Annotated in this window: 18 protein-coding genes; 9 read left to right on the top strand and 9 right to left on the bottom strand. The window is 51.7% G+C overall.

Annotation, left to right across the window (positions count from 1 at the left end):
- Positions 1-251 precede the first annotated feature (251 nt).
- The 7 genes from rplU to folA all read left to right on the top strand — a co-directional run bounded on the left by rplU (position 252) and on the right by folA (position 5405).
- Positions 252-563 (top strand): 50S ribosomal protein L21, encoded by a 312-nt coding sequence (rplU, locus tag N8M53_RS11305; RefSeq protein WP_046074286.1) that lies wholly within the window; start codon positions 252-254, stop codon positions 561-563.
- 18 nt (positions 564-581) lie between these two features.
- On the top strand, positions 582-839 hold the full coding sequence (gene rpmA, locus N8M53_RS11300) for a 50S ribosomal protein L27 (RefSeq protein WP_046074285.1): 258 nt from the start codon (positions 582-584) through the stop codon (positions 837-839).
- A gap of 216 nt (positions 840-1055) precedes the next feature.
- The gene (gene cgtA / locus N8M53_RS11295) at positions 1056-2216 is read left to right on the top strand and encodes an Obg family GTPase CgtA (RefSeq protein ID WP_269578853.1); all 1161 of its coding nucleotides are present in this window, start codon (positions 1056-1058) and stop codon (positions 2214-2216) included.
- 84 nt (positions 2217-2300) lie between these two features.
- A protein-coding gene (locus N8M53_RS11290) for an IS3 family transposase (protein ID WP_269578702.1) occupies positions 2301-3529 on the top strand; the annotation gives its coding sequence in 2 pieces (ribosomal slippage) (positions 2301-2652 and positions 2652-3529; 1230 coding nt in all).
- A 135-nt stretch (positions 3530-3664) separates the two neighbouring features.
- Positions 3665-4444, top strand: coding sequence for a threonine/serine ThrE exporter family protein (locus N8M53_RS11285; protein WP_269578852.1), 780 nt, complete (start codon positions 3665-3667; stop codon positions 4442-4444).
- Positions 4441-4905 (top strand): threonine/serine exporter family protein, encoded by a 465-nt coding sequence (locus N8M53_RS11280; protein WP_269578851.1) that lies wholly within the window; start codon positions 4441-4443, stop codon positions 4903-4905. Before N8M53_RS11285 ends, N8M53_RS11280 begins: the two co-directional genes overlap by 4 nt.
- A gap of 17 nt (positions 4906-4922) precedes the next feature.
- On the top strand, positions 4923-5405 hold the full coding sequence (folA, locus tag N8M53_RS11275; protein WP_269578850.1) for a type 3 dihydrofolate reductase: 483 nt from the start codon (positions 4923-4925) through the stop codon (positions 5403-5405).
- A 1-nt stretch (position 5406) separates the two neighbouring features.
- Here folA and apaH read toward each other — a convergent pair whose 3' ends face one another.
- The 6 genes from apaH to lptD are packed head-to-tail and all read right to left on the bottom strand — an operon-like array spanning position 5407 to position 12095.
- The gene (gene apaH / locus N8M53_RS11270) at positions 5407-6228 is read right to left on the bottom strand and encodes a bis(5'-nucleosyl)-tetraphosphatase (symmetrical) ApaH (RefSeq protein ID WP_269578849.1); all 822 of its coding nucleotides are present in this window, start codon (positions 6226-6228) and stop codon (positions 5407-5409) included.
- A gap of 17 nt (positions 6229-6245) precedes the next feature.
- Complete coding sequence (gene apaG, locus N8M53_RS11265; protein ID WP_269578848.1) at positions 6246-6629, bottom strand: Co2+/Mg2+ efflux protein ApaG; 384 nt, start codon at positions 6627-6629, stop codon at positions 6246-6248.
- 14 nt (positions 6630-6643) lie between these two features.
- Complete coding sequence (gene rsmA, locus N8M53_RS11260; RefSeq protein ID WP_269578847.1) at positions 6644-7450, bottom strand: 16S rRNA (adenine(1518)-N(6)/adenine(1519)-N(6))-dimethyltransferase RsmA; 807 nt, start codon at positions 7448-7450, stop codon at positions 6644-6646.
- Positions 7440-8432 carry a 4-hydroxythreonine-4-phosphate dehydrogenase PdxA gene (gene pdxA / locus N8M53_RS11255; protein ID WP_269578846.1) on the bottom strand — a complete coding sequence of 331 codons (993 nt, stop codon included), beginning with the start codon at positions 8430-8432 and terminating at the stop codon, positions 7440-7442. The genes rsmA and pdxA overlap by 11 nt, the downstream gene beginning before the upstream one ends.
- Positions 8422-9717 carry a peptidylprolyl isomerase SurA gene (surA, locus tag N8M53_RS11250; RefSeq protein ID WP_269578845.1) on the bottom strand — a complete coding sequence of 432 codons (1296 nt, stop codon included), beginning with the start codon at positions 9715-9717 and terminating at the stop codon, positions 8422-8424. Before surA ends, pdxA begins: the two co-directional genes overlap by 11 nt.
- Positions 9718-9770: 53 nt before the next feature.
- On the bottom strand, positions 9771-12095 hold the full coding sequence (lptD, locus tag N8M53_RS11245; RefSeq protein WP_269578844.1) for an LPS assembly protein LptD: 2325 nt from the start codon (positions 12093-12095) through the stop codon (positions 9771-9773).
- 154 nt (positions 12096-12249) lie between these two features.
- On the opposite strand from lptD, the gene djlA reads away from it, so the two are divergent.
- Positions 12250-13071, top strand: coding sequence for a co-chaperone DjlA (gene djlA, locus N8M53_RS11240; RefSeq protein ID WP_269578843.1), 822 nt, complete (start codon positions 12250-12252; stop codon positions 13069-13071).
- Between the two features lie 12 nt (positions 13072-13083).
- Here the strand turns inward: djlA and N8M53_RS11235 are convergent, their stop codons facing one another.
- The 3 genes from N8M53_RS11235 to rapA form a co-directional block, all read right to left on the bottom strand.
- Positions 13084-14055 carry a D-2-hydroxyacid dehydrogenase gene (locus tag N8M53_RS11235; protein WP_269578842.1) on the bottom strand — a complete coding sequence of 324 codons (972 nt, stop codon included), beginning with the start codon at positions 14053-14055 and terminating at the stop codon, positions 13084-13086.
- Positions 14056-14123: 68 nt separating this feature from the next.
- Positions 14124-14867, bottom strand: coding sequence for a bifunctional tRNA pseudouridine(32) synthase/23S rRNA pseudouridine(746) synthase RluA (rluA, locus tag N8M53_RS11230; RefSeq protein ID WP_269580037.1), 744 nt, complete (start codon positions 14865-14867; stop codon positions 14124-14126).
- Positions 14868-14906: 39 nt separating this feature from the next.
- Complete coding sequence (gene rapA / locus N8M53_RS11225; protein WP_269578841.1) at positions 14907-17816, bottom strand: RNA polymerase-associated protein RapA; 2910 nt, start codon at positions 17814-17816, stop codon at positions 14907-14909.
- 315 nt (positions 17817-18131) lie between these two features.
- Here rapA and N8M53_RS11220 point away from each other — a divergent pair, with 315 nt between their 5' ends.
- Entirely contained in the window at positions 18132-19505 is a 1374-nt protein-coding gene (locus N8M53_RS11220) for a PhoH family protein (protein ID WP_269578840.1), read from the top strand.
- Position 19506: the final 1 nt, after the last annotated feature.

Genomic DNA, 19506 nt, shown 5'->3' with positions numbered 1-19506 from the left:
CCTTCGTCAGTATCGGCACCAGAGCGGGTATTTAGCTTCGCATAGTACACCAGATGACAGGCGACGAGATAGCGCTCGCACAGGGAAAATGTGCGGGAATTAATGCTGAGCACCTTTTCACCAATTTTCTTGCTTTCCCCTCTTGCCTCAAATCAATTTCTGCCGTAGAATTCGCGCCCTATTGATGAATTATATGCGCACCCCTTGTTGCTCAATAATGCAGCAGGCCGTGCGGAAATGCGGAGTAAAACATGTACGCAGTTTTCCAAAGTGGTGGTAAGCAACACCGAGTAAGCGAAGGCCAGACTATTCGCTTGGAAAAGCTAGACGTTGAAACTGGCGCAAGTGTAGAACTTGACAAAGTATTGCTAGTGGCAAACGGCGAAGACGTTAAAGTTGGCGCGCCTTTTGTTAGCGGTGCAAAAGTGACAGCAGAAGTTGTTACTCACGGTCGCGGCGATAAAGTGAATATCGTTAAGTTCCGTCGTCGTAAACATTCTCGCAAGCACATGGGCCACCGTCAGTGGTTCACTGAAGTCAAAATCACTGGCATCAGCGCTTAAGAGTAGGAGAGAGAAGAGATGGCACACAAAAAAGCTGGCGGTTCTACTAAAAACGGCCGCGATTCAGAAAGTAAACGCCTAGGTGTTAAACGCTTCGGTGGTGAGTCTGTACTAGCAGGTAACATCATCGTTCGTCAACGTGGTACTAAATTCCACGCAGGCAATAACGTAGGTTGCGGTAAAGACCACACTCTATTCGCTCTGTCTGATGGCAAAGTGAAATTTGAGACCAAAGGTCGTCATAACCGTAAATTCGTTACTATCGAAGCTGAATAAGCTTCAACGCCAAGCGAATTTCTGAAGCCCTGCCTTTTGGCGGGGCTTTTTATTGTGTCTGGTGATCACCGGTCAGTGAGCGTTTGATAGAGCAGCGCAGAAAGTCGGTCAAAGCAGAAAAATGATCCTAAGATCGATAAGATCGCCATTCACTAATCTGGGATATGGCTAGTTGCAATAAACGTACGTTTTAGCAATTGGTGCGGAGAAGTTAGCATGAAGTTTGTAGATGAAGCGATTATTCGCGTCGATGCCGGGGATGGAGGCAATGGTACCGTCAGCTTCCGGCGGGAAAAATATGTCCCTAAAGGGGGCCCAGATGGCGGTGATGGCGGTGATGGTGGTGATGTCTATCTGCTCGCCGATGAAAACCTTAATACCCTGATCGATTATCAGTTTGAGCGCTTTCACTCTGCAGCGCGTGGTGAAAACGGTCGCGGGGGTAACTGTACCGGTAAACGCGGTGAAGACTTGGTACTGAATGTGCCTGTTGGTACAAGGGCTGTTGATGAAGACACGGGCGAGGTGATTGCCGACTTAACCCAACATGGCATGAAAGTGATGGTGGCCAAAGGTGGGTTCCATGGCCTTGGCAATACGCGTTTCAAATCATCCGTTAACCGTGCCCCACGTCAAAAAACCATGGGAACCAAAGGCGAAGTTCGTCAGTTGCGTTTGGAGCTGTTGTTGTTGGCCGATGTGGGAATGTTAGGCTTGCCGAATGCGGGTAAATCCACCTTTATTCGTGCGGTGTCAGCGGCAAAACCGAAAGTGGCCGATTACCCCTTCACCACGTTAGTGCCTAGCCTTGGGGTGGTCCGTGTAGCGGCTGACAAGAGCTTTGTGGTGGCCGATATTCCTGGTCTAATTGAAGGTGCGGCTGATGGCGCGGGACTGGGTATTCGCTTCTTGAAACACCTGGAGCGCTGTCGTGTCTTGTTGCACATGATTGATTTGCTGCCCGTTGATGGTACCGATCCGGTTGATAACGCGTTCACCATTATTGATGAGCTGAACCAATACAGCGAAAAGCTGGCGGATAAACCGCGCTGGTTGGTATTTAACAAAGTGGATTTGATGCCAGAAGACGAGGCACAGGCGCAAATTGATCGTGTGTTGGAAGCACTGGCGTGGGATGACAAATACTACGCGATATCCGCGATTAACAAAGCGAATGTTCAACCGCTTATTTACGATCTGATGGCATCGATTGAGGCACTACCTGCGCCGAAACCTGAGATTGAGCCGGAAGATGAGACGGTGGCGTTCAAGTGGGATGATCACCACGAACAACAGCTCAATCAAAGCGATGACGACGATGATTGGGATGATTGGAACGAAGACGACTACGACGTCGAGATCATCTACAAGCCTTAATCCTAATAAGCCGTTACGCCTGTAGCGGCTTTTTTTATGCCCGTGTCCCGTCCTGAAATACGTTGACATAAAGAGGACTTCTTTATGACAACATCAAGTAACTCAAGCCGTAAGCGTACGCAACGTGATTACACCTTAGCCTTTAAATTAGGCGTTGTTGAGCGTGTTGAAAAAGGTGAAATGACCTACAAACAAGCGCAAGCCCGTTTTGGTATTCAGGGCCGCTCAACGGTGCTCGTCTGGCTCAGAAAACATGGTAGACTCGATTGGTCGAAACCATTTCAGCATCCCCTTATGCCACATTCAAAAGAAACCCCAGCCGAAACTATCAAGCGCCTTGAGCGTGAGTTAGCCGAAGAGAAACTGCGTAACCAAATCCTCAACGGTATGGTCGATATCATGGACAATGAGTACGGAGCCGGCCTCAGAAAAAAGTACTTATCCGGTACATCTGGCAAGCCAAAGCCAAAAGCAAAATCAAGTTAGCGTCGGCATGTCGTGCCGCAGGCGTTTCTCGACAAGGTGTCTACCAAGCCGTTGCTCGAATGGAAAGCCGAAGAGCTGAACTATCAATCATCAAAGACTGGGTCCAATACTGGCGTAAATATATGCCGAGGTTAGGGGCGCGTAAGCTCTACGCGTTGGTAAAGCCCAAGCTAGTTGAACATGGCATTAAACTAGGGCGAGACGGGTTTTTTAGCTATCTGAAAAGTGAAGGTTTACTGGTTAGACCCAAGAAAAGCTACACAAAAACAACGTGTAGTAAGCACTGGATGAAGAAACATCCTAACCTGCTAAAAGAAGACGGACTACATGATGCTGCGCATGTACTGGTTAGCGACATAACTTATGTTGAATCAGACCAAGGTGTGCATTACCTGTCACTGGTGACCGATGCCAGTTCACGCAAGATAGTGGGTTATCACGTGAGCGAAGATATGAAAGTAGACAATGTAGTGAAAGCGCTGAAAATGGCCGTCAAAGATAAGCGCTATATCGGCAATGCGGTACATCACTCAGACCGAGGTTCGCAATACTGCTCAGCCGTTTATCAGAATGCGTTACAGGAGAGTCAAATCCAGTCGTCGATGACGGATGGTTATGATTGCTACCAAAACGCGTTAGCGGAAAGAATCAATGGCATACTGAAGCAGGAGTTTTTACTGTACCGGTGTAAGACACTGGCAGAGCTGAAAGTACTGGTAAAAGAATCGATAGCGATATACAACGAAATGAGACCGCACCTGAGTTTAAGTATGACAACCCCCAATCAGGTGCATAATAGAAAAGGCCAGCTACTGGAGCTGGCCTAAAAACTGTCAACCTATTTTAGGACGAGACACCGATTTGGCGATAATCTGATCGCAACTTTATTTGCATCAAAGACCGTGACGAGTCGGTGGTGAATACTGCGAGCAGAGAAGCACAATTGAAGAGGGATTTTTAAGGTGGGAAAGCGGTTAACCGAGCCAGAGCAACGGGCCATATCGCGTTTAGTGATTGAAGTGGGGCAGCGACTGTTACAGCATGGCGCGGAAAGTAAGCTCGTCAGCGATGTAAGCATTCGCTTAGGGCGAGCGCTAGGACTCGATAGCGTTGAGCTGGCGTTATCGGCGAGCTCCTTAGTGGTCACCACGCTCAGCCAAGGGCATTGCATTACCACCGCCAGACGTTGTCCCGATCGCGGGATCAACATGAAAGTGGTGACCGATATCCAACGCACGGTCATTTTGGCCGAAAAAGGGATCCTCGATGCCTTAGCGGTGCGCAAGCGCTTAAGCCGTATCGAGCCCTTTCGTTACCCACCTTGGCTGGTGGTGGGGATGATAGGCTTGTCATGTGCAGCTTTCAGTCGATTAGCTGGCGGCGATGCGGTGGTGTTTGCACTCACGTTTATGGCGTCTGCTACCGGCATGCGAGTGCGCCAGTTGATTGCCCATCGTCACTTCAATCCGCTTCTCACCTTTGCCGTCACAGCGATGGTCACAACCTTGATGTCCAGTGTGGGCACCATTATGCATTGGGGGAATGAACCCTTCCTCATCATGGCGTCGTCGGTGTTGATGTTGGTACCTGGATACCCATTGATCAATGCGGTATCAGACATGGTTAAAGGCTTTGTTGATATGGGGATCGCTCGCTGGACGATGGCATCCTTGCTCACTTTGGCGACGGCACTGGGTATTGTCGGCGCAATGAATTTGGTGGGAGCATGGGGGTGGTTATGAGTTTATTGCTCGCCTTACTAGAAGACATGTTCTTTGCCATGATCCCCGCGGTGGGATTTGCATTAGTGTTCAATGTGCCGGTTAAAGCGCTTAAGTATTGTGCTTATGGTGGCGCGGTTGGCCATGGCTTACGCTTTTTATTGATGGAGTCTGGTGTCGCCATTGAGTGGGCCACGCTGGCAGGCGCGACGACGATTGGCTTTTTAGGTGTTTACTGGTCACAACGCTTTTTGGCGCATCCCAAGGTGTTTACGGTGGCAGCAATTATCCCGATGATCCCAGGCGTTTACGCGTTTAAAGCGATGATTGCGTTGGTAACCATCAACAATCAAGGTTATAGCCCGGTGCTTTGGGCGAGCCTGATTGAAAACCTGACCACCGCGGGCTTCATTCTCTCGGCACTGGCCATTGGCCTTGCGATGCCGGGGTTATTGTTTTATCGTCGCCGTCCAGTGATTTAAGGAAAAGGGCACCTGTAATGCGCGTCAGTTTAGTGGCTGCAATGGCACACGACCGAGTGATTGGCAAGAACAACCAAATGCCGTGGCATTTACCGGCGGATTTAGCGTGGTTTAAACGTACGACCTTAGGGCATCCTGTGGTGATGGGGCGTAAAACCTTTGAGTCAATTGGTCGCCCACTGCCCAAACGACCGAATATTGTGATCAGTCGCGATCCTGACTTTCAGCCAGAGGGTGTCACAGTGGTGAGCTCGCCAGAGCAAGCGCTTGAAACCGTGGCCGAGTATGAGGAGGTCATGGTGATTGGTGGCGGTACCATTTATCAGGCGTTTTTGCCCCGCGCTGACCGCTTGTATCTTACCTTTATTGATCTTGACGTCGACGGCGATACCCGCTTCCCGCAATGGGGGGAAGGGTGGAAGAAAACAGAGGTAGGCTCACACCCTGCGGATGACAAAAACGCCCACCCTGTTACCTTTACTGTTTGGGATCGCGCCTAGGTCACGCTTTTTCTGCCGGGAGGGTAAAGCAAGCTTTGTCTTCCCAACGCAGTAGCGTGAGGGTACCGCCCCAGACACACCCGGTATCTAACCCATAAAGCTTGGGCTGGATGGTGCCATTTAACGCCGCCCAATGGCCAAAAACTACCGCCTGATCAAGTGGTTGACGCTCAGGTACTTCAAACCAAGGTAATAAGCCGCTGTCAGCCGCTTGGCTGGGCGGCAGCTTGCATTGCATGTCCAGGCGACCATCTGGGAAACAAAAACGCATGCGGGTAAAGCTATTGATGATATAGCGATAACGGTCAAGGCCGCTCAGCGATGGATCCCACTGATCGGGGCTGTCTGCATACATGTTTTCCAGCAACCAGCGCTGCTCGTCACTGCGCAGTATCGCTTCTACCTCATTGGCACAGGCGATGGCGGTCTTTTTGTCCCACTGCGGGCTAATGCCTGCATGGGTCAGCAAAAAGCCACCGTCTGGCGCGGCGACATCCATCAGAAGCGGCTGCTGAGACAACCAGCCAAGCAACGCCTTTTTATCTGGCGCATCGAGAATAGATTGGGTGTTGTCTTTGGCTTTAACGGGCTTAATACCGTGAGCAACCGCCAGCAAGTGCAAGTCGTGGTTACCCAAGACGACGCGCGCTGCGTCCCCGAGTTGATAAAAGAAACGTAACACGCTGAGGGAATCGGGTCCGCGTGCGACCAAATCCCCAACCGAGTACAAGATGTCTTTATCTGGGGAAAAATCGACCTGAGTGAGAAGCGCACGTAATGTGCGCTCACAACCATGGATATCCCCGACAAGATAGGTCGCCATATGCCTCCCTGTTGGGATTAGTGGAGAATGTTTGGCAGCGCGAGACGAAACGGTGCAATATCGACCTTAAACGACTGATCGTCTTGATCTTGCATGGTATAAAAGCCTTGCATCACACCCACAGGCGTCTCAATGATGGTGCCACTGGTATAGGTATATTTTTCCCCGGCGGCAATCTTAGGTTGTTCGCCGACCACACCCTCGCCTTCGATTTCTAGCTCTTTGCCGTTGGCATCCGTGATTAACCATTTTCTTCGCATCAGCTGTGCGGGGGTGTCACCGCGGTTTTCAATGGTGACCGTGTATGAGAAGACAAAGCGTTCATTGTCAGGCTCAGATTGGTCTTCCACATATTGTGTCGCGACGTGAATCTCGAATTGCGATTGTTCAGTGGCTTGCAAATCAAGGCTCCTGTTTATGATGAGTGATTGGCATCCAACCAGTTGGCCAAGCTGGAGAACTGCGCCAAGGTCATGTGCTCAGGACGTAAGCTGGGGTCGATACCAAGCTCAGTCAATGTATCGACACTAACCAATGACTTAAAACAGTTACGTATGGTTTTACGGCGTTGATTAAAGCCTTCACGACACACACGCTCTAACCATGACAAATTAGTGACCGGATGTGGCAAGGTTTTGTGTGGCACTAAGCGCACAACCGCGGAGTCCACTTTCGGTGCGGGTTTAAAGGCACTCGGTGGCACTTCCAATACCGGGATCACTTGGCAGTAGTATTGTGCCATGACGGTAAGACGTCCGTACGCTTTGGTACCAGGGCCGGCTGCTAGACGATTCACTACTTCTTTTTGCAACATAAAGTGCATATCTTGCACCTGCTCGGCAAAAGAAAACAAATGGAACATTAGCGGCGTAGAGACGTTGTATGGCAGGTTGCCAAAAATCCGCAGTGGGCCTTGCTTGGCAAGCTCGGCAAAATCAAATGCCATTGCATCGGCTTCATGCACCGTGAGTTTACGGCCCATGAACGGGTGACTGCGCAAACGCGCGGCAAGGTCTCGGTCAAGCTCAACCACGCTTAAGTGATCGACTTGCTCGGTGACCGGCTCAGTGAGCGCGCCGAGGCCTGGACCAATCTCGACCAAGTTCTCGCCGGATTGGGGATTAATGGCTGACACAATACCGTCAATGACATAAGGGTCATTAAGGAAGTTTTGCCCGAAACGTTTTCTGGCACGGTGGCCTTGATGGACTTTATCGCTCATGCTTGCTATCTACTAATTCAATGGCGTGGGAGATGGCCGTCCGCAGGCTTCCTGTATCCGCCGTACCGGTACCCGCTAAATCCAGTGCGGTACCATGATCTACTGATGTTCTGACAAAAGGCAAGCCCAAGGTAATATTTACTGAGCGCCCAAATCCTTTGAATTTTAACACAGGTAGGCCCTGGTCGTGATACATCGCCAGTACAGCATCGGCATCTTGCAGATACTTTTCTTGGAAAAGCGTATCAGCGGGCAGGGGACCGACTAAATCCATCCCTTGTTGGCGTAGATCATCCAGCGCCGGCTCAATGGTGTCGATTTCTTCTGTTCCTAAACAGCCCCCTTCACCAGCATGCGGATTCAGGCCGCAGACATAAATACGAGGGTGTGCAATCGCAAACTTTTCGCGTAAGTCTTGATGCAAAATGCCGATCACATCGTGCAAGCGCTCACGGGTGATGGCCTTGGAGACATAGGCTAATGGAATGTGGGTGGTGACCAAGGCGACGCGTAACCCTTCAGTGGCTAGCATCATTACCACTTGATTGACATTGGCGTGCTGGGCAAAAAACTCAGTATGGCCGCTAAAAGATACCCCAGCACGGTTGATGATGCCTTTATGAACAGGGCCGGTGACAATCGCGGCAAACTCACCGCTCATGTTTCCTTCCGCGGCGCGGGTAAGGGTATCAAGTACATAGCGGCCGTTGGCTTCATCTAGTTGGCCTGGGGTCACTGGGGCGCCAATCGGCGTCTCTGCGACAATGAGCTCGCCCGCCTTGTGTGCTTGCGGTTTAGTGCTGGGATCGTAGTCGCGTAAGCTGATGGCCAGCCCTAACTGCTTGGCGCGCTCAGCCAGCATTTGCTTGTTCGCGACAGCGACAAGCTGATGAGGCCAGGCGTGAAGCGCCATGGCCAAGACAAGATCAGGCCCGATGCCCGCAGGCTCTCCGGGCGTAATCGCGATACGCTCAGCTGTCATCGGTGATCACCTCGACGTAAGCCCCTGCGCGTAGCTCTTGTAGCCAGGCCTGTGCTTCTTCGTTGAATTTTCTATTGAATAGCATGCGGTAAGCGCGATTTTTCACTGCCGCATCGGTTTTATCCACTTCACGGCGATCAGTGACTTCGACGATATGCCAGCCATGTACGGTTTTAAACGGTTCGCTGACTTGCCCTTCTGGCAGGGCATCGACTTTGGCTTTGAAGGCGGGTACATAGGCATCGGTGGTTGACCAACCTAGGTCGCCGCCATTGACCGCTGAGCCTGGATCGTCGCTGTACTGCTTGGCAAGATCAGCAAAACTTTGCTCACCACGTCGGATTTGATTCGTCAGTTGGTTGAGCTCTTGCTCGGCGCCTTTATCACTCAACACGATCGATGGCTTAATCAGGATGTGACGTGCTTTCACTTCGGTGACGGCGACAGTTTCTAGCCCTTGCACATCGTCAATTTTGAGAATGTGGAAGCCAACGCCGCTTCTAAACGGCCCAATGATCGCCCCTTTACCTTGGTTGGTGATTTGGTCGGCGAAAATGGTGGGCATTTCCTCTAGTCGCAACCAACCCCAATCGCCGCCATCAAGGGCTTTGGGGCCTTTGGAATACTCCATCGCCAGCTCGGCGATATTGCCGTCGTGACGCAGGGTATCGACTAAACGGTGTGCTTGCTGTTTCACGCTTTCACGCTCAGCTTTGCTGGCATCGTCGTCTAATTTGAGTTGAATATGTGAAAGCTTGTATTTCACTTTTTGCATTTTTTGCTCATTCAACTGGTTGGCCAGCGTCTCGACTTCTTGCGGTAAAATGCTAATACGGCGACGTACTTGTGCATTGCGTGCCTCAGAAATGGTGAGTTCACGACGCACTTGTTCACGGTATTGCGCCCACGCGACACCTTGCTCAGCCATTTTTTCTCGCAGGGCTTGCACACTGACTGATTGCTCCTTAGCAATGTTTTCAATTGCTTGTTGCAATTGGCTGTCGTCTATCTGGATCCCTAAGCGTTTGGCCTCTTGCAGCTGAAGCTCCTCGATAATCAGCCGCTCACGCATCTGCTCTTCAAGCACATCTTGTGGCGGTAGTTCTCGATCGCTGTTGGCGGCATTAAGGGTAACGGTACGACGCATCGCCGTCATATCACTTTGTAACACCACGCCGTCATTGACGACCGCAATCACGCGATCGAGTGCTTTCGGCGCCGCTTGCGTTAAGGGGGTCAGCAACACTAAAACGCCAGTGATGAGGGCGTGACTCCATTTGTTCATGCTTTTTCCACTTCTTTTCATAGGTTCAACAGTCCAGACCACAATATGGCGGGTTAGTTCTTCAGAGCAAAAGGATTACGATAACCCAACGCATTACCTGAGTCTGTGCTGAAGTTAAAGCCGCTGTCAGCCCCTAGCCCCAGGAGGCTAAACGAGAGGGTGACGTTGTTGTCGTATTCTGGGTCTGTACTAATATCAGAGCGCGAGAGTAAGTACTCGTTGTAGCTTAAGCCAACCACCCAACAGTCTGAGCGATAGGTCAGGCTAAACTGGTTTTCCAGCATCACATCTTGGGTCAGATCGCGCCAGTATTGGCCTTTAAAGCTCAGCCCTCCCCACAGCGGGAAGCCTGTGACCACACCGGCTTGGGATAGACCGTCATCGGTGAGTGCGCTGATATCGCGGTTAGGCAATGTAGACTCAATGTATTCTTGTGCCACATAGCGATAACTGGTTTGCGCGTAGAATTGTTGGTGGCGATACTCGGCAATGGCGTTACCAAACTGCATTTCACTGAGGTTACTGTCATATTGCATGGATGCCCGTAAAAACAGGTAGTCATCAATATTGGCTTCCCCTTCGAGCGCCCAAGACGAATAATCAAAGGTTTCTGCATCTTGGTTTGATGGTTGATCAAAGTAATAAATTTGCCCGAACGACAGGTTGAGTCGCTCTTTATAGCCGCCGTCGTAAAAACGGGTGGTCGCCCCGTAGGTCAGCTGGTTAGCTGGGTTAATGTAATCAATGCTGCTAAATTGATTGCTGCGGAATAACCCATAGTAGTCGGTTTGTAAGCGCGCGGTATCGTAGCCACCACCACTGAAGTTGACTGGGTTGTAAATATCCCCTTGCTCTACATCTTTAATGTACAAATATTGCACTTGTGGCTCGATGGTTTGGCTAAAGTGCCCCCCCATCGCCCAGAAGTTACGTTCTAGTACCAAGCCGGAATGCAAGCGCACGGTTGGGATTTTACGCTCCACCGATTTACTCAAGGTCGCCGTGGACTCGGCATCTGGCATGGCATTGTCAAAACGTTGATCGTAGTGGGTGTAGAGCATGCTGGCTTCCGCGGTGGCATTAAACCAAGGACGCGTGAAGGGCATGGTCAAGGTCGGAGCGAGGTGCGTGCGCGTCGCTTCGGGTTTATTGGGATCGTCGTTGGCAAACACACTAAACTGTGCAGGGACGCTTACATCTAACCATGGCAATACTTGCGGCGCATAGTAGTTAAAGTCCACTTGCGGCATCAAGCGATACACACTGGTGTTTTCGGTGAGTGGTTGGAAATCCCGCACGCGCACAGTGCTGTTCCAGTCTAAGCCTCGGTAGCTGATTTCACCGGTTTGCAGCAAGGTATTGTCTTCTCGTTTACCGACGTCCGAGTCAATGTTTTGGAAATAACTGATATCACTGACTTTGCTGTAATCGGCCTCATAGCGCCAATGGCCCTGTACACCGCTGTGTGTCCAGTTAAATCCCCAGCGTGCGTCAAGTTCTGGGTTACGCTGATCATCAGGTAGATATTCTGAGTAGAGCGAGCCTGAGCCGAGTGGGGTAAGATAACGAACATCGGTATTGAGCTGCACGCCCCGTTCCGACATGTATTTGGGCGTGATCGTGGCGTCAAGTTGCGGATGGATATTCCAATAAAATGGCGTTTCCATCTCGATACCATCACGGTCGCTCCAAGAGATCGAGGGGTATAAAAAGCCCGTTAGCCGGCCGTCTTCAACCGGCACACGCAGGTAAGGCAGGTAGAAAATCGGCACATTCATCACCTCAAACCGAGGGTGATAAAGGTCGGCAAATAGGCTGCTATCTTCTTTTTCGATCTTAGAGGCAGAAAACCGCCAGCTTTTATCTTCGTCCGGACAGGTGGTGTAGGTACCATCTTCCAGCTCATAAAAAGTGGTACCGTTTTTAAACACTCGCTTGGCTTCACCACGTCCAGGGGTACACAGCATCTTGTACTGCGCATTATTGAGTGTGGTGTCTTCATTTTCCAAGTTGGCTTGCAGATAGTCGGACGTGACCATCATCTGGCCGTCATTAAACACCACGTCCCCTTGTGCGGTGACGATCCGTTCTGGATCGCGCAAAGTCGCCGTATCCGCGGTCATTTTACGATGACCTTGTGTCACCTCAACATTGCCGTTGTAGATGGCTTTTTCATTGGTTTGCGCTTCAGCGCGGTCTGCCACCACGCGAATAGGTGCATTGTTCACATCTTGGGTTTGCTCACTCGCTGGAATACAGCGCGCCTCGCTATCAGGACAAGGTTCGCTGGATGATTCCGCATTCGCAAAAACAAGGGCTGGGCCATAAAGCGCCAGGCTGATCATGGTGGCTAAAAAGCTGCGTGCAGTCGGTGACATTGAAGAAGACATTCCTGTTTTATCTGATTGCGTGGTGTACACGAAGGCAACGCATCAGTATGCTTTGGCTGCAAAATGCGATTATCATAAATCAATTTACGCCCGGCATCACCTGTAAATGTTCAGGGTGTGAAACTAGCAATGAGACCATGGCATGCGACTAAATGGCAAGGTAATTGGTGCAATTCTCGGCACATTGTTGGGAGGCCCAATCGGTTTTCTTCTTGGCCTTTTCTTAGGTCATCAGTTTGATAAAGCGAAACAGCGCGCGCGTTTTGGCGGTTTTGGTGCCCAAGGCCCGCAAGCGCAACGTGTTTTTTTCCACGGTACTTTTGCCGTGATGGGACATATCGCCAAAGCCAAAGGGCAGGTGACGCAGCAGGAAATTCAATTGGCAAGCTTGCTCATGGATCGTATGCAGATTCATGGTGAAGCCAGACAATTGGCTCAGCAGGCGTTCCGGGAAGGCAAAGACAGCGACTTTCCGCTCGATGAAACCCTCAGTAGTATTCGCACCTTAAGTCAGGGACGCCGCGATCTGCTGAGCTTTTTTTTGGAAGTGCAAGTGCAAGCCGCTTTTGCTGATGGCGACTTACACCCGAAAGAGCGAGAATTGCTTTACATTATTGCCGAAGGGCTTGGTTTTTCTGCCCAGCAACTCGAGCAACGTCTGCGGATGCAAGAAGCCTCGTTTCGCTTTAGCCAAGGCTATCAAGGCGGCTGGCAGCATCAAACCGATGGCCCGGGGGCGCCACCACGACAAAGCGAGATTGATGACGCCTATGATGTGCTGGGGGTCGATGCCAATGCATCCTCTCAAGAGGTGAAAAAAGCGTATCGCAAGCTGATGAATGAGCACCATCCCGACAAATTGATGGCAAAAGGCTTACCGCCAGAAATGATGGAGCTTGCCAAAGAAAAGGCGCAAGAGATTCAAAAAGCCTACGACGTGGTGAAAAAAGCCCGCGATATGTAGCGGGCTTGTGCGCTAGTCAATCAGTGTGTGTTGCGGAGAGCCGCTCAAAAAGCCATCAATGTTATCCATCAGTTGCTTGGCGAGACGGTTGACCGCTTCATCTGCGCCCCATGCGACATGGGGCGTTACCAATAGATTAGGCAGTGATGCGGTGATCAGTGGGTGAGTATTCGGTGCTGGCTCCTCACTCAGCACATCGATCCCGGCACCACCAATTTGTCCGGTTTCCAGTGCTTGTAGCAGCGCTTTCTCGTTGACTAAGCCACCACGTCCGGTGTTGATCAATATGGCATGCTCCGGCATCAACGCCAGCGTGTCTTGGTCGATAAGGTGACGGGTGTCATCGGTGAGTGGGCAATGTAAGGAGAGCACATCGGCTTGGCGTAGCACGTGTTCAAAAGGCAGATAGCCAGGACGGCATGCTTGTGCGCCACGGTGCTCGGCAAAAACCACCTTCATTCCTACTGCGCGCGCAAGTTGTGCGACTGCCTCCCCCAATGTGCCTTTTCCAATGATCCCCAATGTACTGCCGGCCACACTGCCAATAGGGTGAGTGAAAAAACAGAACTGTCCTTGTTTTTGCCATTCACCGTTTTGTACGTCCTGATGGTATCCGAGCAGTTGTCGCTTAAGGGCAAAAGTCATGGCGATGACATGCTCAGGCACTGACTGCGTCGCGTAACCCTGTACGTTACACACTTGCACTCCACGCGCTTGGCACGCGGCTAAGTCGACATTGTTCACCCCAGTGGCGGCCACCGCAATCAGTTTGAGGTTAGGACAGGCGGCAAGCACCGTCTCATCGATCACCACCTTATTGGTGATAACGATATCGGCCTTTTGTAACCGTGCAACGACATCTTTGGGGGCGGTTTTACCGTACGCCTGCCAGTGATGTGGAGAGCGGGGCGAGGGCAGAGCAATATGTGACGGAATGGTATCACGGTCGAGAAAGACGATGTGAGCGGGGTCGTGCTGAGCCATGTTGATCTCCGTGTCTTAATCCATGGCTCTAGGGTGCGAGATATCGCGATATTGTGCAATGGTTTCAGCTAGCTGGCTTGTGAGTCCGTCGCTGTGGTCGTAAGTGGTGCGGCCAACTGATAGTCACTCGCCAAGCGGTTATCAGGCATCGTGGGGTAAAAATCACAGGGTGCCTGAAAATGCATGGTGTCTCCGGTCGCTGGGTGCAGCAGACTGAGCTCGGCGGCATGCAGGTGAAGCCGTGGTGCATAAGCGAGGGCGTCTGGACACGCATAAAACTCATCGCCGACAATGCTATGCCCCAAAGACTGCATGTGGACACGAAGTTGGTGAGAGCGCCCAGTCAGCGGGTACAACGCCATCAAACTGGTCTGGGAAAGGGCATGCAAGCAGCGATAGTGCGTTTGTGAGGGTTTACCATGCTCAAAACACACTTTTTGGCGAGGGCGGTTGGGCCAGTCGCAAATCAACGGCAAGTCGATAATGCCTTCATGGCTTTCTAGTTGGCCCCACACTTCCGCATAATACAACTTGGTGGGGATGCGGTCGCGAAACTGCGCTTTAAGGTTGCGCTCTGCTTCTTTGTGGGCGGCAAAGGCCATCACGCCTGAGGTGGACATGTCTAAGCGGTGAACCAACTCAGCGGAGGGAAGCTCAGCTTTTACGCGCGACCATGCGCTGTCGTAATGCTCGGGATTGCGACCAGGGTTGGCCAGTAAGCCACTCGGTTTATTGATCACCACCAGATCCGCATCTTGATAGAGGATGTCTAACCAAGGGTCTGTCGGTGGATGGTATTCAGTCATTGCCATAGGGTTTATCGGGGCCATCAGGCCCCGTCTCACGTTGGTTTATTGGTGGCTAACCACAACAAGGCGCAGCGCGTCGAGTTCAATTTGTGCGTGTTGAATATGGTGCGACAAGGTGCTGATCTGCTCGCGTAATGCGTCTAGCTCATCATCACGAATATTCGGATTGACCGTTTTCAGTGCCTCTAAACGCGCTAGGGCTTGTTGGAGCTCCGCTTCCATCTCTTGGTGGGCACGGGCTTGAATGTCTGCCAAGGCTTTTTCTGCCAGTGGCTCGCTTTTTTCAATCAGATTGTGGATCTGGCTTTGTACCGAGTTAACCATTTTACTGCCAAGGTGGCGGTTTACCGGACTTAGCTGGCGATGAAAGCTTTCAAACTCGACATTGTCGGACAGATCATTGCCGTTGGCATCAAGCAGTAATCGCACAGGTGTTTGCGGTAAAAAGCGGTGGATACCGCTCGATTTCGGAGCCTGGGCGTCAATGGTGTAGATAAGCTCGACAAACAGGGTGCCGACCGGCAGTGACTTGTTTTTAAGCAGTGATACCGCGGTGGTGCCGATGTTTTCGCTCAGCAGCAAATCAACGCCGCCTCGAACAATCGGATGCTCCCAAGACACAAACTGAACATCTTCGCGACTCAATGCGGTATCGCGGTCAAAGGTAATGGTGCAGCCATCGGAAGGCAGTCCTGGGTAGCTGGGTACCATCATGTGTTCAGACGGTTTGACCACTAAGGCATTCTCGCCTTTGTCATCTTGATTGACACCGATGGTATCAAACAGCCCCAAGGTAAAGGTGACCAAGTTAGTGTCGCCATCCTGCTCGGCAATGGTGCGTGCCAGTTGGTTAGCGGCTTCTCCACCATGGGAATGCATTTCGAGTAGCTTATCTCGGCCTTCTTCCATTTCTGCTTTTAAGCGCCGATTCATCTCCGCACTGTCACTGATCAGCGTCGACAGCGTATCATCCTGTTGGTTGGCCGCGAGCAACGCTAATAAGGTCTCGCCATATTGTTCAAACACCGCACGGCCAGTTGGGCAGGTATCTTCAAATGCATCGAGACCTTCGTGATACCAGCGCGCCAAAATCGTCTGAGCGGTGCCTTCAAGATACGGGACATGAATGGCGATATCTTGTGTCTGGCCAATACGGTCAAGACGGCCGATACGCTGCTCAAGTAAGTCGGGGTTCATCGGTAAATCGAACATCACTAGCTGATGGGCGAACTGGAAGTTGCGCCCCTCAGAGCCAATTTCCGAGCAGATCAAGACCTGCGCGCCCCCTTCTTCTTGGGCAAAGTAAGCAGCGGCTTTGTCACGTTCAACAATCGACATCCCTTCATGGAATACAGTCCCGCGAATGCCTTCGCGCTCACGCAGCGCTTGCTCCAGGGTCAGAGCGGTTTGTGCACGCGAGCAAATAATTAGCACCTTCTCGCTGCGGTGGGCTTTTAAGTAATCCAGTAGCCAATCAATACGTGGATCAAAGCCCCACCAGCTCGCGCTGTCCCCTTCAAACTGTTGATAGATATCTTCTGGGTATAGGTTTTGCACGGCCTTTTGTTCGCTTGAGCCGGTGCTGCCCATCATGCCAGCGACCCGCATGGCGGTTTGGTATTGGCTCGGCAGAGCGAGCGGGTGCATATGCAGGTGGCGGCTGGGGAAGCCGCTAATGGCTGCTCGGGTATTGCGGAACAATACGCGTCCAGTGCCGTGGCGGTCCATCAGATCATCAATCAGTTGTTGGCGTGCTTGAGCTTTTTCTTCTGCGTCGTCACTGTGCACTTGGGCTAAGCGCGCTGACAGGTCTTCATGTTGGAGTAGCTGACGTATCCCAGCTTGTGCCGCGTCGGTCAGTGGCGTATCGCTCAGCAACGCTTCCACCGCCTCAGCCACGGGCGCGTATTGTTGTGCTTCTTCAACAAAGGCATCGTAATCATAGAAGCGATCAGGGTCGAGCAGACGCAAGCGGGCAAAATGGCTTTGCTGGCCCAATTGCTCAGGTGTCGCGGTGAGCAGCAATACCCCAGGGGTGTGCTCAGCGATGCTCTCAATAATTTGATATTCGCGGCTTGGCGCATCCGGCGCCCACGTCAGGTGGTGGGCTTCGTCGACCACCAATAGATCCCAGTGGGTATCGCATACTTGTTCGACCCGGCGGCGGTTTTTGCGCAGAAACTCGAGTGAGCACAACACCAACTGTTGGGTATCAAACGGGTTGGGGGAATCGGCGAAAGCCTCCACACAGCGCTCTTCATCGAAAATCGAGAAATGCAGATTAAAGCGGCGCATCATCTCCACTAGCCACTGATGCTGCAAGGTTTCGGGCACCACAATCAGCACACGCTCCGCACGGCCAGCGAGCACTTGCTGGTGGATGATCATCCCTGCCTCAATGGTTTTCCCCAGCCCCACCTCATCGGCGAGCAGCACGCGCGGTGCATGGCGGCGACCGACTTCATGGGCAATGTAAAGCTGATGGGGGATCAAGCCGGCACGCATGCCGGTTAAACCGCGTAATGGGCTGCGCAGTTGCTGGTGCTGATTGGTCAGCGCGCGATAACGCAGGGCAAAACGGTCCATACGATCGAGCTGGCCAGCAAACAGTTTGTCTTGCGGCTTGTTAAAGCGAATTTGGTGGCTGAGTAAGATCTCACGCAGTGCGATCTCATCTTCCCCTGTGTCAGAACGCTTGCCGTAATAGGTCAAGACACCGTCGTTTTCCTCAACGCGTGAGACGGTCATGGTCCAGCCTTCGTGACTTTCTACCTCGTCGCCAGGGTTGAACATCACCCGAGTCACGGGCGCATCATGGCTAGCGTAGAGCCGTGTTTCATCACTAGCAGGAAACATTAGGGTCACGGTACGGCCATCAACGGACACCACGGTGCCGAGTCCAAGATCATGTTCCGTATCACTGATCCAACGTTGTCCAAGCGCAAATGACATAGGGGAAAACCTCTGAATTAACTCGATTGTCGAAAGACGCGACGCCATTCAATACAGCGTCGTTTAAATACTCTGCTATTCAGTGTGGCACTGAAAAAATTGGCCGCCAATAGTACTCGAACTTGTGAGGAGGGTCACGATGAAACTCAACGAATCTCATCAAAGGTCACGCTGACATACAAACGTCATCAATGGGCGGCAAAGATAAAAGCGTGAGCTGGCGCAGTAAAACAAGTTGGGCGCATCCCAACGGCCAGGTCTACGCTTATTTTAAGCGCTGTCACCGACAGTGAACTGCCGACACAGGAGGTGCCTATGGGCGACGCCGACCGGAAGCTGTTTGTATTAGATACCAACATTCTCCTCCACGAGCCTTTCTCGATTTACTCTTTCCAAGAACACGATGTCGTGATCCCCATGACTGTCCTCGAAGAACTTGACCGCATCAAAGACAGCAAACGCGATGTCTCACGCGATGCGCGTGTGGCGATCCGTGCTTTGGAAGATATTTTTAAAGAAGCCACTCCTGATGAAATTGGCGAGGGTATTGCCGTTGGCAAGGGCGATGCGACAGGGACGGTATCGATCCTCGCGGACTTTGAGATCAAAGAAACCGTCCATGCCTTTGCCGATAAAGCGGGTGATAACCGGATATTAAATGCGGTGTTGTACCTGCAAACCAAGCGCTCACCCCGCAAAGTGGTATTGGTGACCAAAGACATCAATATGCGCCTGCGCGCCAAAGGGGCGGGAGTGATGCATGTGGAGGATTATCGCACCGACCAGCTGATTGATGATGTGCGATTGTTGACCAAGGGTTTCCACCAATTTGCAGGTAGCTTTTGGGACAAAGTGGGGGAGTGCAATAGTCAAGCTTATGGCACAGAGACCCTACATACGTTGCCGTCAGAGCTTCTCGACACGCCGTTTGTTAATCAATACCTGTTGGATGAAAGCGATGATTTTGCCGCGCGAGTGCAGGCCATTGATGGCGATAAAGCGGTGATTAAAGATCTGAGCAGAGAGCGGCTGATGCATCGTACCGCGTGGGATGTGAAACCGAAAAATATCTACCAAGGCATGGCAATGGATGCGTTGCTGGATCCGAGTATTGACTTGGCGATCCTCACCGGTCCCGCGGGCTGTGGTAAAACCATTCTGGCGATGGCCGCTGCCCTGGAGCAGGTGGTGGAGAAAGGGATGTATGACAAAATCATTGTGACCCGCAACACTCCAGATATTGGCGAGTCGATCGGCTTTTTGCCAGGCACCGAAGAGGAGAAAATGTTGCCTTGGCTGGGGGCCGTCACCGACACGCTGGAAGCGTTGCACATGCATGATGAGTGCACCGATGGCTCGATGCGGTACATCATGGAGAAAGCCAACCTGCAGTTTAAATCGATTAACTTTATGCGTGGCCGCTCGATTCAAAACGCATTCGTGATTTTGGATGAGTGCCAAAACCTGACCGCCTCTCAGCTTAAAACCATTATCACCCGTTGTGGGGAAGGTACCAAGCTGGTGTGCTCGGGGAACTTAGCACAAATTGATTCATCGTATTTGACCCCAGTGACATCTGGGCTGACTTATATTGTTGAGCGGTTTAAAAACTTTGAAGGCAGTGCGTGTGTGTACCTCAATGGCGTGGTGCGCAGTCGCTTGGCGGAGTTTGCCGAAGAGAATTTGTAGT

This window comes from Salinivibrio kushneri, from assembly GCF_027286325.1.
Lineage (GTDB): Bacteria > Pseudomonadota > Gammaproteobacteria > Enterobacterales > Vibrionaceae > Salinivibrio > Salinivibrio kushneri_A.
This window is presented reverse-complemented; position numbering and strand designations above follow the sequence as displayed.